The 16,760-nt window shown below is 35.1% G+C and carries 7 protein-coding genes; 3 read left to right on the top strand and 4 right to left on the bottom strand.

Translation table 11 applies throughout. From position 1 onward, the window contains the following. Position 1: 1 nt before the first annotated feature. The 4 genes from EG814_RS07645 to EG814_RS07630 all read right to left on the bottom strand — a co-directional run bounded on the left by EG814_RS07645 (position 2) and on the right by EG814_RS07630 (position 13,416). The gene (locus EG814_RS07645) at positions 2-9,895 is read right to left on the bottom strand and encodes a SpvB/TcaC N-terminal domain-containing protein (protein WP_125720556.1); all 9,894 of its coding nucleotides are present in this window, start codon (positions 9,893-9,895) and stop codon (positions 2-4) included. A gap of 79 nt (positions 9,896-9,974) precedes the next feature. Next, a complete protein-coding gene (locus EG814_RS07640; RefSeq protein WP_125720554.1) occupies positions 9,975-11,942 on the bottom strand; it encodes a T9SS type A sorting domain-containing protein in 1,968 nt (655 codons plus the stop codon). A 30-nt stretch (positions 11,943-11,972) separates the two neighbouring features. Continuing rightward, positions 11,973-12,704, bottom strand: a complete 732-nt coding sequence (locus EG814_RS07635; RefSeq protein WP_125720551.1) for an outer membrane beta-barrel protein — start codon at positions 12,702-12,704, stop codon at positions 11,973-11,975. 10 nt (positions 12,705-12,714) lie between these two features. Continuing rightward, positions 12,715-13,416 carry an outer membrane beta-barrel protein gene (locus EG814_RS07630; protein WP_125720549.1) on the bottom strand — a complete coding sequence of 234 codons (702 nt, stop codon included), beginning with the start codon at positions 13,414-13,416 and terminating at the stop codon, positions 12,715-12,717. Between the two features lie 183 nt (positions 13,417-13,599). Between EG814_RS07630 and EG814_RS07625 the strand changes: the two genes are divergently transcribed. From EG814_RS07625 to EG814_RS07615, 3 genes are all read left to right on the top strand, one after another. Beyond that, complete coding sequence (locus tag EG814_RS07625; protein ID WP_125720547.1) at positions 13,600-14,247, top strand: hypothetical protein; 648 nt, start codon at positions 13,600-13,602, stop codon at positions 14,245-14,247. Positions 14,248-15,662: 1,415 nt separating this feature from the next. Beyond that, positions 15,663-16,232, top strand: coding sequence for a Crp/Fnr family transcriptional regulator (locus EG814_RS07620; protein ID WP_125720545.1), 570 nt, complete (start codon positions 15,663-15,665; stop codon positions 16,230-16,232). A 69-nt stretch (positions 16,233-16,301) separates the two neighbouring features. Beyond that, positions 16,302-16,757, top strand: a complete 456-nt coding sequence (locus tag EG814_RS07615; RefSeq protein WP_125720543.1) for a VOC family protein — start codon at positions 16,302-16,304, stop codon at positions 16,755-16,757. Positions 16,758-16,760: the final 3 nt, after the last annotated feature.

Below are 16,760 nucleotides of genomic sequence, written 5' to 3'. Positions count from 1 at the left end.
TTTAATTTGTGTTTCTTTGAGCAGCTACACCACCACCTGCTCCAACAGTTGCCGTCTTTGCAGCGTTTCCGAGTCCTTGGCTTGTAGTTCTGTCTATTATAACATTAGTTCCTCTATTAATTACAGTCCTTTGATTTCTGGTCAATCCAGATGTATTGAACTTGCTTTCGACTATTATTTTTCTACCTGTAAAAATATTTCTCATATCATGGTCAAATATTGCTTTTGACTCCCTCCCTGTTGGAGTTTTTCCTCCGGTCAAAACTTCAGCTTTACCTGGTCTAACATAACCACGTCCTTTGTATTTGATTTCTGTAATGGCTTCTCCTAATTTTCCTTTAGCGCTTCGTGATAAATTATTCGTCGAATTTTTAACGGCATTCCCTACCAATTTACCTCCAGCTCCTAAAACAGCTCCTACGGTTCCATCAACTACAACATCTCTAACGGTTGTTTTTTGTCCCTGAATTGCTCTACTAGCAGCACCTCCAACGGCATTAGCTCCACCAGAAACACCTGCAGTTACCAATAAACTGGCTCCTCCAGTAAATCCTGCGGCTCCTCCTACAACAGCACCTTGTACCGCGGCACCACCCACAGCTTTCCAATTATCTACTTTACCGTTTTTGTATAATTGGGTTCCTGCTTCTATGGCACCTCCTATAATACCGCCAATCAATGCTCCTGCGGCAGCAGTGGCACAATTAGGACATTCTCCATCTGGATCTACATATTTTACAGGGTTATTGTATGAAAATGCATAAGATGTTAAGTTGAATGAATTAAACCCTCCTCCGTTACTCGATTCTGGCTCATCAAAAAAGTCTTCTTTAAACATTAAAGGATCGACACTTAACCACAAACTAGCTTTCATATCGAGATACCTTGCTCCATAATAGGTTAAGTTTGTTTCTCTATCTAATTCCTTGCCGTTAAACAAATAAGGAGACGAAAACGAAGTTGCATGTTCTTCAAACAAAATCTCACCAAAAGCAATGTATTCTACGTGCTGTGAAATAGAACCATTTTTGGCTGTAATATAGGAAGTACTTCCCAAATGATCAGCATGAAAATAAAAAATATCATTTTCTGGCATTCCGGTTCCTGTAAAACCTTCTCCTGCTTGTACGGTAGTTGGTTCTATTGGAGGGCCAAATTGTACTGGCGGACCAGGAACATCTCCCGAAGCATTAAAAATTGGGTTTCTAGGCCATCCTTCTGGAGGTTCTTGATTTTCTTCTACAGGTTTAAGTACTTCACTTGGATACGGATTCCCTGTAAATTCTGGCGTAGCATAGATTCCTTGCTGTGTTGGAGGTCCTGGTGGTAAACCTAAACTTTTCACATAAGCATCTAACGCCTTTTGCTGTTCTGCACTAAGATTGGTATAATTTACTCCTCCTGCTGTTAAACCTAACGGCTGGGCAAAAGTTCCGTTACCCAATTTGCTCACAATTCGTCCACTTCCTTCAAAATAATGTTTGGTAAATTTACCTTTTCTTATTACAAAATACGGACTTACATATCCTGTATAATCATCTGTATGTATAATTGTAGCGGCGTTTTCTCCGTTTATTACAACATTTTGAGAATCGGCTGAACTTTTAATTACACGTTCTCCATTACTATCATAAGAAAATTGATAAATTCTTCCATTATCATTAATTCCCATTAGTCGATTTTCCTCGTCCCAAGTCATTTTTCTGAAACTTTGAGTTTCTGTATAACTTGTTGGGTTTCCGTTTCCATCATATAGATATTCGCGAGGATCTTCTTTAGCTGTTTCAGCAATTTTACTCGGCGCATGCGGATGTAATTCGTTATCGTAAGCGTAATCTAGAACATATCCTTTTTGCTCATTATTAACGGTATGCATCAAATCTTTTTTGGTAATATTATGCATTTTATTGTAACTCATATTGAGTTCATAACTGGCTTTGGTAAACTCTCCTTGATAAGAACCTTTTGCCGATTTTAATCTATAATAATCATCATATTGGTATTCTTGAGAAGAGGTTCCTCCTAAGCTGTTGTTTATTATTGGAGCTGTATTTTTAATACTTAATACATTTCCAACATTATCATAACCATAAGCATTGTTTAAGACCTGTCTTTCTCCGCTTCTTACTTGTAACTGCTGTAATCTTCTCATTACGGCATCATAAGTATAATTCGTTTCGGTGTCGTTACCATATTTCAGGTATTTACGCTGTTCGAATTCATCATAACTTAATTGCTTGATATAATCGTAAGTATGGCTTTCTTTTTTACCTTTCATACTTTGCAGATTTCCAGCGCGGTTATAAGTGTATTCTACTACTTCTCCATCAGGATATGTCATTTTCTGGATACGATTCCATGTATCGTATTCAAATTGTGAAATATAAGTCTGTACATCTGTAGGCGTAATACGAAGTGTGCGAATTTCTTTTTCTATCTCTCCTAATTTACCAAAGAAAAATTCTTGTCCTCCAGTTGCATCTTGTACAAACCACACTCTTCCTCGTCGAGATGGAGTTCCATCAGCTTTTCCATAATTATATTGTACATTATTCTGTGGATTCTTAGGGTATTTTATAAATTCTAAACGATTATAATTATAGACATATTCTACAGCACCACCATTTGGAACGGTATTTTTTAAATCTTGTGTTATGCGTTTAGTTAAATTTCCTGCCAAATCATATTCCATAGTTGTTGTTCCAGCATCTGGATGTGTATATTCAATCCGTTTTCCTACCCAGTCGTAACTCATTTTGGTAATATGATCAATGGCATCCGTTACTTTTACCGTTTCTCCCAGAGCATTATTTTCAATCTTTGTTACCAAATCATTTTGTACAACGGCTACATTTTGCCCTGCAGCATCTGTATAAGTTGAACTTGTTCTGTTTAAAGCATCTGTCTGTGTTGTATTTAGTACTGACAGTCCATCATGATTGATAATGGTATAAGATGTTGTATTGGTGCTTCCATCTGGCAATGTTACTTTTATTGGACGTCCGACCTCATCATAATCGGTTTTAGTTGGCTCAACATTGGACATTGCTGTACTAAAATTATTATCCATCGTAGTCGTCGTCGTTGGATAATAGGTGGCTATTGGTCTTTCTAATCCATCATAAATTATACGCCCCGAAACAACGTGAGCTTCCTGATCTGGACTTCCGGACTGTGTAAATAAACTTGCTGTTTTCTTTACCTGCAAAGGTCTTCCTAATCCATCTGTATACGTGTAGGTTTCGATGTCTTTGTCAAGTTCTGGATCATAATTTCTAGTTTTGGCATACGGAACTTCTGCTTCTGGAAAATATTCATAAGCAATCGTGTATGGTCTGCCTGAAGCAATTTCATAAGGGCCTTTTATTGTTGACACACGACCTTTTGTATCCAAAGTATAAATAGTACTTTGATCGTTACGATCTGTTGTTTTAAGAGGCATTCCAAAACGGTAATCGAATTCTACTTTGTTCTGATAACCAAAGGCGTCTTTTATTTCGGTCATGTATTGGTGATCTTCTGAATCAAATACATATTCCAAAGTCATACGCTGTCCTTTATGATTGATAGGACCAGTAATTTTTTCGATATTTCCGTAAGTGTCGTATACAATGTCAGTAACAGCAATTTTATCTGCTGCACTGTAATTGCTTATCTGAGTTACTTCTGCTGTTGCAGGATTTACCGCCGCGGTTCTTTTACGTCTTAATCCTTCACTTGTGTAAACTTCTAACTGTTTTGCTATACCTCCATAATATGGATTAGTGCTTTCATGATATGCTATTTTGGCTGTAACTTTATCATCAGCTGAACCATTTCCTAAATCTTCGTACTGAATGATGTTTCCGTTTGCGTCATAAGTATTGAAAATATTCGTTTCTAGATATTCACCTCCTGCTTCGTAAACTTTTTCGTTGGTATGAATTAATCCAGCAAAAACTCTTTTATTGTCACATGATGGTAAATTTAATTCAGATTCCGAAATACTGGCTTGTGTAGCAACATCTACTAAGCTGTATTCATTTTCAGACTCTTTGCGTATTTTGCCATCCTTATCTAAAGTATAGCTGCGCTTTAAAAGATTTTTTCTAAAATAATCGTGATTGTGATATTCTTGAACCGTTGTCGAAAATAATGAATTATCAGACGCATCTATTTCTTCTTCGATTACCTTTTCAAAACCATAAAACTCTCTTTCGCGACGATCATGATAAGCATTTTCATATCTAAATTTAGCTATCGAATTATCAATACCATCTCCAACATGTCCATCAAAAACTGTAACCATTTGTAAAACCCATTTAGCTGATGGGTTTTCGTAACTTGGTTTTATTAGTTCGTAATCTACCGTATAGCTATTTCCTGCGCCATTGGTAACGCCTTTTAATTTATTAGTCCTTCTGATATTTGATAATTGCGCTGTCAAATGTCCATCTTCTTTTGAAACCACATAATCTAAATTTCCATCACCATCAATATCCATAAAAGTTCCTTCAGAACGGTTTGTACTCCATCCTTGGCTTCCTCCAAGAGTTGGTGTAATACGCAGCAGCCAAATAACAATGTCTATTGAGAAATTAGCATTCATTCCGTAGCTTACTCCTTTATTCTGATTCATTTCTGAATATTTCGGATAGACAACGGGTGCTGCAAAAGAATTACCTAAGTTTAAGGAAACCTGCATGTTACTTCCTTCATATTTAATTTTATCAGCAAGTCCGTCACCATTAATATCCATAAGAGATTCTTCACTATCAGATTGTGATCTTGCATAATTGGCTCCACCAGAAATAGATCCTTGTTTGATACTAAAACCTAAACCAGCGCTCCAATCTGTTGATTTTCCTCCATTCAAACTGTTGTGGTTCCATTTTTCTGCTGGTAAAAATCCGTATCCAGTGTTCAAATAAACATCACCAGAATCTGAAATTTTATCTGGAAGTCCATCCCCATTAATATCACTATGAATCATTGCCGCATGATCTTCTCCTTTTCCTTGAGAAGCACTTACTGCAATACTATTACCTCCCTTTTCTGCCTCTTTTGACGCGGTTTCTTTAGCAGCATCTCTTTTTACGTTAGATTTACCAATGGTCATACTAATTGAATTTGATGGAGCTCCGTGACTGTAGCTTCCTCCAAAATTTGGTCCCTCAGTACTTGTTTTAGAATGGCTGAAGTTATCTCCCATATTGACTACTTCGTTGGAAATTTTCCCAACTGGAGCTGTAAGCTGTACATTTTCTCCACGAATATAATCTGGAAATTTATCTCCATTAAAATCGCTCATTGTTTGTGTTACGTAAGAGTCGCCATCAATCGACTTACTATAACCAACATTGGCAGGTCCAACAGATGCTCCTGCAGAAAGACTTTTACTTTTACTTTCGCTTATCATATCCAGCGCAGAAGTACTGCCGCCAGGCAGATTAGGAAGTGTAAAGTCAGTATACTCCGAAATATCATCTTCTCCCAATCTTGATGTACCTATTATTTGTCCTTGTATATATATTCCTTCCTCTAAACCTTCCCATTTTGCTTTAGTGTAAGACGGATTTAATGATACAAAATAACTTTTTGCAACTTCATAGTCAGTTCCTTCATAACTTTCAGGATCTGTATTTCCTAAATCGGGTGTTGTGCTGTAGGCATCTGATTTTTTTAGAAGTGTCTGATCAATAGTATTTGATGCTAAATTTCCATTAATAGCAAATCCACACCATTGACGATAATACAATCCTAAACTTCTTTCATCGTCATTCAAAAGACTATAAATACTAAAATCATCTGTAGCTTGATTCCATACCGAAGCATTGACTATATCTGTAACTTGAACTTGAATATTTAAGGCATCAGCTTTTGGATAATTTTTAATAATTGTTATAGATCGTGCATTAGAAACTGTCATTTCTAATTGAATTGGAACTCCCAAAACAGCATCCGGATACGTAACGGAATTATCAAATGTATTATTTACCAAACTCAAAATACCTCCTGTAATTTGATAACGATTACGTGTTAATAATGTATTATTTTGTTTAGCAGAAATAATAACATCTCCATCAAAATCATTAATATTACCTGGATATTGAGCAGGAGTTGCGAGTGTCAAATCCTGAGTCAGAATACTTAGTTTTACTTTTCCTGACGAAGTAGAAGTTACACCAGTCATATTATAATTTCCTTCTCGTTTGTTGTAAAACAAATGAGAAACTCCTAAGGGAACTTCTTTTACCAATTCTCCCGGATAAGCAGGAACAGTAACAGTCGGCGTAAAAGAAATTGTCTGCCAATTGATATTGGTTTCTGTCTGTAGGGACAATGATACCATAGTCTCAGCTTCAAATGCAGGCAGCGTAATTGATGACAAATCGAATGAACTAACCTCATTGGCTAAGAAAGTTTTTTCATAAAGAATAACTGGAATCTGAGACAAATCTAAATATGTTTTTTTGATAACCAGTTTGATGTGATCTGAGGTAACAGGTTTATTTAAAATACCTTTCAAAACGACATTTCCTGCTACCGGCACAACTCCGCCTTCATTAGAGCTGCTGAAAAAATCGGTACTTGCTTGATAAGTGGCCAAGGAATACGCGTTTACATCTTGTAAAGAAGCTGGAACGGTAAAATCACTTTCGGTTATATTTCCATTAGTTCCCCTGTCAAAGTGCTTAATCTGCGAATAAGTAATGGTTGGATCCCAGTTTACAGTGTCAAAATTCCCATCTTTAACAGAGCTAACTCTAAAATACAATCGTTCTCCTTTTTCTACAGCAATGGCCGTATTTTGTTTGCTCTTAGTACCGTAATCTGTAGCCGCAATTGCTTCGTTCCAAATTACTGTATTTCCTTTTTGAAAATACAAATGAACCCCATCGGCTTTGTCTTCACCAGCATTATTTACATATTCCTCACGTCTTTTAATTCGTTCTGGAGTAGATTCAGGAACTAATTGATATTGATGTGATACCGAAATTATCCCTTTTACAGGAGCTTCCCACATACGCACAACATCGTGAAGCGGATTTTGTTTTTCTATCTCTTCCAAAGAAATAGTTGTATAACCTGGAATAGTAATATTTCCTCCTCCAAAAACTGGTGACGGCGTACCCGCACTGCTATTCTTGAAAGTCGGGATTCCATTTTCTAATCGGTTGTAATATACCTGCCCATTACGAACAAAATCAACAAGACCATCTCCATTAAAATCCATGAAATAGGCTTTGGTTTTATTACTGGAACGCTGTTGATCAAAACCAATATTTCCATAAGTCATATTTAAATCGACACCCCAGTTAAACGAACTAGATTTTGAAAATCCTACATCACTGATATTAAGTTCTTGAAGATCTCCAAAAGCCAGCTTTCCAGTTCCGGCCAAATTTTTTCGATAATAAACACCATTATTATTTTTGAATACTTTATCTGGCAATCCATCTCCGTCTATATCCTCTAAAGTGGCAATAGTTTCAGAATTTCCCCAATTATTTCCTCCATGACCGCCAATAGTAAATCCTTTTAAACTTCCGGCATTAGTAGCAAACCCCAGACCCAGCCTATAACTTACTCCTGTTGTAGATCCTTCTGTACTGGTTACCAGAGAATGTTTTCCCGAAAACAAAGCATTAGTAAAAGACGGAATAGAGTTGTTTTTTAAATTGTCACTTGGTACGCTCCAGCTTTCTTCAGGTCCAAACGGATTGTATTTTCCTGAAGCATCACGAACATCATCAAAGTAGTCTAATTTATTGGTGTAAAACAACTTGGCCTCTGTATCATATTCTGAAACCGATTCTAACAAAGTCTTTTTAAAAGCTCCTTCTTTGTATTGCAGTTCATAACTGCGAATCATGTCGTTTTTGTAACGCACTTCAATTTTTCGTAATAATTGATTGTTTAACTGCTTAAAACCTAATCTTGCTGAAAGCTGTACATCCTGACGATTCGGTTCGCCTAAATCACCATTTTTTACAAACGTAACATTGTAATTTCCTTTTTGAGAACCGAAACCTGTATAATATATTTTTTTAAGATAAATACCTCCATCTCTTTTGTCATACTCGTATTCTACTGTATTTCCGTTCAAATCAACTTGAAGACAAAGTGCCCAATACCCAATGTTTCCGTTCGCGTCTTGAAGCACACCATTTACTGAAAGTCCAGACATTGTACCTCCATAATAACTAGCATTTCCGCTTTTATCTTTTACTACCCAATAATAATCTTTTGGTGATGCTCCTTTCCGAATGATCTGCTGGAAAGCACCTTCGCGTCTTGGAAAGAACTGTTTATCTGGTGTTCTTCCAATCCATTCTACCCTGTGCGAATTTGGTATTAAAGCTTCTCCGCTAATAGTATAACTTTCTGTTTCGTTTGCTGCATCATATCGTGGTGCTCCCCAGCGCGTTTCAATACTTACTGAAGGAACAGAGACATCCCAGCCCATTCCAGCCCAACTATGGCCACCATCACTATCATACTGTAATTTTAAAGAAGGCTGCATTCCTCCTCTTCCATTTGGAACGACAATAGGAAAAGAAGTACTTGCAGTTCCGCGTACGTTTGGAGTGGGCGGTTCTATAGATTGAATTCCAACCAGCGGACTAGCTGCTTTTAAATCTTTTATGCTTGTTGGTGTATAACCAGAAGTTTCTGGAGATTCCGGCATTTTTACAATTCCTGCAATAAAATCGGTAAAATGTGTTGTTTTTGCTGTAATTAATCCCTGTTTAATGTCTAACGAATCTTTGCTGACTTCCTGCCAAAGACGTTTGTTTTCATCAAAATAAAATACATTTATATCCTTTTCTGTATATCCTTCTGGAATTGCCTTTTTGCTGTAAGGAAGTGAAAGTGTAACTGCTTTTTCAAAAATGGTTCCATGAGGCAGTAATCTAAATCCTGCATTCCCATTAGTAACATTCACCATTGAAGCGTTTAAAGGTGCAATATCTATTTTTCTTAAACCACTTACCGAAATGGTAAGATTGTTTTTTAAGGCACCAACTGGAAGTACTGCAGAAAAGTTTTTGTACTCTAAATTATTGGCTGTCTCAAAATTAATATTCTTAAAGACACGTTCTTTGGCATTTTCAATTGGTCTGAAACTTTCTACTTTTAAAAACTGATTTAATTCTATTTTTTCTTTTAAAATCAGACCTGTCACAGTCTCTTTTAGCACAGGAATAAATTGAGTAGTATTTTCTGCATCTAAAACCAATTCAAATTCTGGCTGATTTATATCTATAGAAATTCCTGCAATGGTAAGTTTCTTTATTTTGGATGGAAAATTTGTCCCTTTTATGTACAATTTATTTGCTGCTTTCAGAAGTTTAAAATTATTTTCTTCTGGAACATTTTTATATACTATTCGTACGTTTTTAATTTTATATCCATTTGAAACTCCTTCTGGCGCTGTAAACAATAAAACGTTATCACCAGTTCGAAGAGAATTCTCAGATAATAATTCGGCTTGTTTGGTCCAGGCTTTATTTTGCGATACAAATTGTCCTCCAATACTTGGTTCATTGTTTAGACTTCTTGAGATCGATGCTGTCTCATCGTAACCAAACAAATCATATTCCAGATAGGCATTTTCATCAGCTTGCGGTAATTCATCAATTTTAAGATGAAAAACATTATCATATGCATCATCAACTTCATCAAGGCTGTTGATTCCTATAATACCTTGTTCAATATCAGCAGAAAATAATTTTGTGCCTTCACTTTCATTCTTTACCTCAATAGCTGCATCTGATTTTGATTCTGAAGTCGCGGATTCTTTTTCTGAAAACTTATCCGTAATAAAAGAAGGAATTTTATAATCACCTAAATTGGAAGCAAACAAAAATGTACCTATTAAAAATAGCAGGAATATAATTTTCTTTTTCATAGAGCTGGTTAATCGATTACTAATAATCGCTTTATATTATATTTCGTTCTGCAGGAAGAACTTTTCTTCGACTGTAGAATTATTTCACAATAACTTTAAAGGCTTTAGTGCCAAAATCTGATTTTACCTGTACCAGATACATTCCAGAAGGTGCTGTGATAGTATCTTCATGCAGATAAGTTTCGATCTGGCTGTATTTTTTTTCTTTTAAAAGTGATCCTGTCAAAGAATAAATACTTATTGTGGCATTCGTCTTTTTAGGAAACTGCATTGCAAGAGCAAATTTGCCGTCGGGTGTAGGATTTGGATATAAGATCAAAACACTGCGATCTGTAATTTCCTGACCGTCTGTTAGCACACTAATTTTCTTAGACGTTTTACATTCTAGATCATTTATCAATCTCAGCTCGTAATCGCCGGCTTGATCTATTAGAATTTTTGGATTATCATCAACAAAATTACCTTCGTAAAACCATTCATATTGATAATTTCCCGTTGGAAGACCCTCACTTGCATCCAAAAGCACCGCATTACCATCTGTCAATAAATACTCCGATTTCAGGTTAGGAAAAGTTCCTTCTTTATCGGCAACAAATACAGTTTCAGCATACAGATTGCCTCTTTTATCTTTTACGATATAATCATAAGTTCCCGAAGAAAGCTGTACTCCACTCTGACTTTTTGCAGCCTGATTCCATTGTTTTACAACGGCTTCACTTCCTTCTTTTTTAACAGTAACGGTAAAAGGCGCTTCACCCCCTTCAATAGTATAATTTAATTCACCTGAACCTGTTACACCACAAATGGATTCTGTAATCCAGACTCTGCTGAACATTTCTGGTGCTACTTTTAAAGTAAATTTTGCTGTTCCAGATTTATGTTTGTTCCAATCAAAATCATTTAAAACTAATTTCTCTGTACTGGCAGTACTAGCCAAACGTATATATTCTGAATCATTCTCATCATAAGTTCCTTTTCCCGAATAATCAACCAATAACCAGTAATAAGTATCTTTAGGCAGCGTTCCTTTTATAAAAGATGGGTTAAAAGACCAGTCTAAACTCAAATCTGATGGATTTGTAAAATCCAATTGCCATTCTCTCGAAACTCCAATCGGCTCTCCTTGTTCTTGTTTTTTAACTAGAAGATTTTTGCCATTATCACTCCAAAAAGTAAAGTAATTATTAGGAATCGTATTTGTTTTACTTTTCATTTCGATTGTCAAAAGCCCTTCTTCTGCCATATTACTGCTCTTTACTTGCAGCAATCCGCTGGCATCATCACGACCAACTGCGGTTATAGAAGATGTAAATCCTTTATGTTTATCGACATCCCAAATAGTTTCTCCTTTACTGTTTAAATAGTTTTTATTATCAAACTGGGAAAGTGAAATCCCGTATTTTACAGCCAAATAACTTGCTGCTTTTTGAGTTTCTAAACCATTTAAAACACGGCTGTAAACCAAAATTTCGCTTATGCTTCCTTTAAAATCTTCTGGCGGTAGTTTTTCTGATTTTGATTTCTGGCCAATAATAAGCGATGACAACTTTGCAACACTATCAGTAACATGCTGTTGAAAGAAATGAATATTGGCTTTATGGGGTTTGATTTTTTCCTGATAGGACTGGTAAGAATATTTCTTTAAATCGACCAATCTTTTATTTGTTGCCGTAGCTATTATTTTTTGAGGATCATTTATGGTCCATAAAAACTGTTCCTTTAAACTGTCTTTTACTTTATACACCATAAAAAGGGTATGACGTCTTTTGCTGTTAACGCCTAACGGAACAATTAATGAATCATGGGCAGTATCAAAAACAATACTTGGATTAAAATTAAAAACAGCTCCATCTTGTTTTTGAAGAGATACTTTTGCTTCTTTATTGTCTACAAGACTCTCCCAGTAATAACTTTCGCCTGCACTTTTAGATTTTAACCAAAAAAAAGGATCTGGAACAGCTCCAGGCAGTACTTTTTGCTGCGAGAATGTCAGACTTACAGTAAATACTGTGATTAAAATTACCAGTAAAAAAATCTTTTTATTCATAGTAAAACTGATTGTTACGATACTGTTTTTCTAAAAATTCCCTAAATCATCAAAGTCAAAAGAGTAACCTATAATCAATGAAATACTATTGACTTTGTTTTTGTTTTCGCTGTAGCGATGTCCATTTTCTTCCGTCATTAAAGCATCCGAAAGTCCAATGGCATATCGTGCTCCAATAGAAAAGTTAGAGCTAAATTCGTATCCTGCTGCAAGCATTCCGTAGAAGTAATTTTTGCCGCTCAAAGATTCTCTAAGTACTTTTTGAACATTTGCATCTGTTTCAAAAGGAACTCCTGATTCAGCAAATATTTCCTGTGCATTTGATGAATATTTGATATTATCACCCGAGATATTAAATCCGACATATGGACCCGCTCCAATGTAAAATCCCTTGTAAGGATAAAACTTAAGCTGTGCCCCCACATTAATATAGTTGAAAGCAAAAGTCATTTTATATTTCAGTCCTTTGATATCTTCATAATTCAAATCTGTTGACTGACCAGAATAAGAAACCTCAGTTTGAATTGCCAATTTTGCATAAGGATATTTCCAGTTAATGAAAAAACCGCCAGCTCCTCCAAATTTTCCTTCCTCTTTTAAAGTGTAACCGTCGTAAATACCTTTTGGCACAATAACGTCTGGAAGATTGGACATTTTCGAATAAATACCTCCCGCAAAAAGGCCGTATGTAATTTCTCTCTCGCTTTGCGCGAAAACTGATTTTGTGCTTATCAATAAAAACAGAAGAATAATTTTTTTCATTATTTTTTAATTACCATTTATGAAAACTATAGCCTACAGAAAAACAAAAAACACTGCTTTTGTTTTGGTTCTCTATAAACTGAAAAGAAGATGCATTGCTTTTAACCATATCTTTTACACCCAGATAATAGCGAAAATCGAAGTGAATACTTTTATGAAGCTCATAACCCAATGCAAAACAAAGCGCAAAATCACCAGCACCATCAAGACCATCTTTGTAGAACTGTCTTGTTGCTACATCATACATTCCGTCCGCTTCATTAGAGGAATAACTAATATCATTAGGAGATAAATTGATTCCGTAGAAAGCTCCAAATCCTAGATTTAAACCTTCGTAAGGATAAACTTTGTATAAAGCACCTATTTCTAAATAAGCATAATTAAGTCCAAGTTCAAATTCTTTCCCAACAACATCTCGATATTTCACGGTTTCTCCAGACTGTCTAAATAAGATTTCAGGTTGTATAGCAACACGAGTATCATACAGTTTACAGTTAAGAAAAAATCCCGTTTCAAGACCATATTTGCCTTTGCTTTCCAGAGTACTGTTATTAAAAGTATTATCACGGCCTTTTATCGTTTCAGGCAGATTACTAAAGGAGGAATGAATACCACCCACTTTTAATCCGTAGGTAATATTGGTTTCATTTTGACTGTAAAGGTTTATGTTAAAAAAACAATTGAAAATTATTAAGTGGAATATTACTTTCATTAAAAAAATTTTTGCGAATATAAATATTAAATATACTTTTGACCAACAAAAAGCAGACAAAACAGGCGATAAATCCGACAATATACCTGATTTCATGTAGTAAATAATTTGAAGATTACTTCTATATTTGCTTGATTCATAGAAAAATCACTCTACATATTTCTTTCATAAATTAAAAAGATCATGAAACATCCTATTTTTTTTCTGTTTATTTTGATGTTGTTTAGTAGTACTCTACAGGCAAAATACCTTAGAGCAACTTTATTTATGGAAAATGGGGTTATTAAAAAAGGCTTGGCAGAAAAAGTGCAAAGCACTGATTCTAAAGTTAATTTCAAAACTGATGATGGAAGTAAAATAGAAAAAATAGCAAGCAGAGAAATCAAAAGAATTGAGTTTGAAGATGCTGATGGTACCACCTATATAGCTGAAAATTTATATGCTGTAACAGCAAACATTTTAAGTGGAAAGTTTTCGAGATCAAGTAAAAAAAAGTGGTTTTACATGATCTATGATAAAAATGCAAGAATCGGTTATATTACAGAAACAGGCAGTAACAGGCCCAATGCAGGAGGAACCAGCAGAGTGATTACTTATGGAAATACTGCTTATTTTTTTGGAAAGAAAGACAGTGAAGAACTCGTTTTTGGTTATTCAGAATCCAGCGGCAGTAATCTGGCTGTAGGCACCGATTCATTAATCCGTAAAATGGCCGCTGAAGCTTTTGGAGACTGCCCGCAGATAATGGACGCCATACCAAAAACAGATTTCAGCCAAACGCAGGCAATCGATCAGCTCAAAGCGATTTTTGAACACAATACCTGCCCATGATCTTATCCATAATGAGCGGAAATCCAGCAGGTAAGAAACCTGGGTACAAACCCTCTGTGTTTTGAAATCACTGCCGTTGAAAAGATATTCCGCAAGCCAAAACCGGCGATGTATATCCTATAATTTTTTGTATCTTTAAATTAGTAGTTGTTTTAGATAATTTTCTCCCGACGCAGGTCTTTCCATATTTAAATGGTCCGAAATAAAATTAAATCTAAAAATTATGAAAATCGGGGTTATAGATCGGTATGTTCAGCCTGAACGCAGGTTGGAAAATTAAAAATCCAGCTGATTCATGGTCTAACAAGCTTAGGTTCGAATTTTATACATTTTGTCAACACTATTTCAAATTATTACTAAAAACTGAAAACCTAAACATAAAATGGATTCAGCCTTTTAGCCCCCGATAGCAGTGGAAATACTTATGTGCCGCTGTTCGGCACACAAGATTGCAACGCATAGCGGGAAAAGCTCAAAAAAAAGACTAAAAAACTAATATCTCATTGCGTATTGGAAATTGCATTTGTCTTCGATCTACCCTACAGCTAAAACAATAAAGACGAACTAACGAACTAACGAACATCATTGAACCAAAAAATAAAATCTGATACTGATTAGAAAAAGACTGAAATTCTATTTATCCTCCATTGGATTCACCGATAAGACTGGCCGAGAAATAAACCAATTTTTAGCTCCAATGGAACAATTAATTATTTCATAAGGCCAAAGAAAGACAATCCCGCCACAACTTAAAACAATCTTTACAAATCCTCCATAATATTTGTAGAATTGTATTTTAGTTTACTGGTATGAACCAATTGAGTTTTTATAATTTTTTGCATCAATCCCCAACAGGACATCTAAACCAAATTTACATAGCCAATGGAAGACAGACACTACATATAGAAAGTCAATTTCTTCAAATCATCCAAAAAAGATGTTGAAATTTGTCCTGTTCCCGTCACTTAACAGCCAAATGGCGCCAATTGAAGACAGTGGGCGCCATTTTTTTTATTTACACTATTACGTAAAGTAACTTTAGAGCATATTTTCTTCTATATTCTTCTTCACAAAAAACTCTCAAAACAAAACAGTAAATGCAAAAGAATATTTTTAAAAGGAAAAACAACATGACAACTTAGTTGTTATTCTATAACTTAACAGGATTCGAACACCGCTAAAAGAGCTGATTTTAAGACTAAATTTACTAAACTAAGTTGTGCAAATAATAATTAAATATCATTTAAAAATTGATATAAGATCTCATTATCCGACCTCAAAAGAGGCAAAATTGATTTATTCTGTTTTTTTGTTTTATTTCAATAACAAATTATTGATAAATTTGGATTTGTTTAAACATCAAGGAACGCATTAATGATATTTGAGAATCAGTTCACAATCATTTTCCAGCAGCTATGAATAGTATTAATCCATTAATTCAACAACTTAAGAAATATGGAACGCTGAGTTCAATTGCCGAAATGGCTATTGATCAAAAAACGAAAATATTTGTAAAGAAAAAAAACGATCATTTTTTAAAACAAGGGCAATTACTAACAAGCTATTTTGTGGTAAAGAAAGGTGTTTTCAGAGCTTATATTAATCGGAACGAAAAAGAAATTAATGTTTGGTTTGGAGAAGAGAATCAAATTTTCGGCGCAATAATGCCTATGTATGCCAATAAACCTTCACCTGAGTATATACAGTTTTTAGAAGACTCAGAAGTATACGCTATTGCTGTGGATGATTTAGAGGTTTTATATGAACTCTACCCAGAGTTAAATCTTATTGGCCGAAAAATAGCTGAGGAACTGTGTGTTATATTGGAAGATAGAATTACTTCACTACATACTGAAAGTGCTTTGGAGCGTTATCAATCACTTATGGAACAGCAACCCAGTTTAGTACAACGTATTAATCTTGGTCATATTGCTTCTTTTTTGCGTGTAACACAAGAAACTTTAAGCAGAATACGTAAACGCTGACGATTTTGATCTACATCAAAAAATCCAATCTTTTTGCATGCGATCTTTGCAGTACTAAATAATTAAGACATGCAAAAAGATAAATTAAATTGGTTTCAGAATGTAGAACATCGCACACATCCACATCCTGGATTAAACTGGCTGACAGCTACTATCAGCGTACCAGATGTAGCAAGTGCAATAGATTTTTACACTGGTGTAATGGAAATGGTTTCCATCTCTGAGTTGGCAGATGAAAATAACGGCGAATTACTGTTTGCGAGAATTCGTTATCGTGGAAACAATTTTGTGCTTAATAAAGAAAATTGGGATTTTCAAGCGACGGCTCCAAATACTTCAAGACAAGTACCTCCTTTTGTTTTCTACTTGTATGTAGATGATGTAAGAACATTGGTTAAGGAAATTAGAAAAGATAAGGATGCCAAAATTGTTACTGAACCTGAAATGCAGTTTTGGGGAGATTTGAAAGCAAGAATTCAAGATCCATTTGGTTATATTTGGGATTTAGCAGAAAAAGCTAACTAACAA

The organism is Flavobacterium ustbae (assembly GCF_003946915.1).
In the GTDB taxonomy this organism is placed as follows: domain Bacteria; phylum Bacteroidota; class Bacteroidia; order Flavobacteriales; family Flavobacteriaceae; genus Flavobacterium; species Flavobacterium ustbae.
This window is presented reverse-complemented; position numbering and strand designations above follow the sequence as displayed.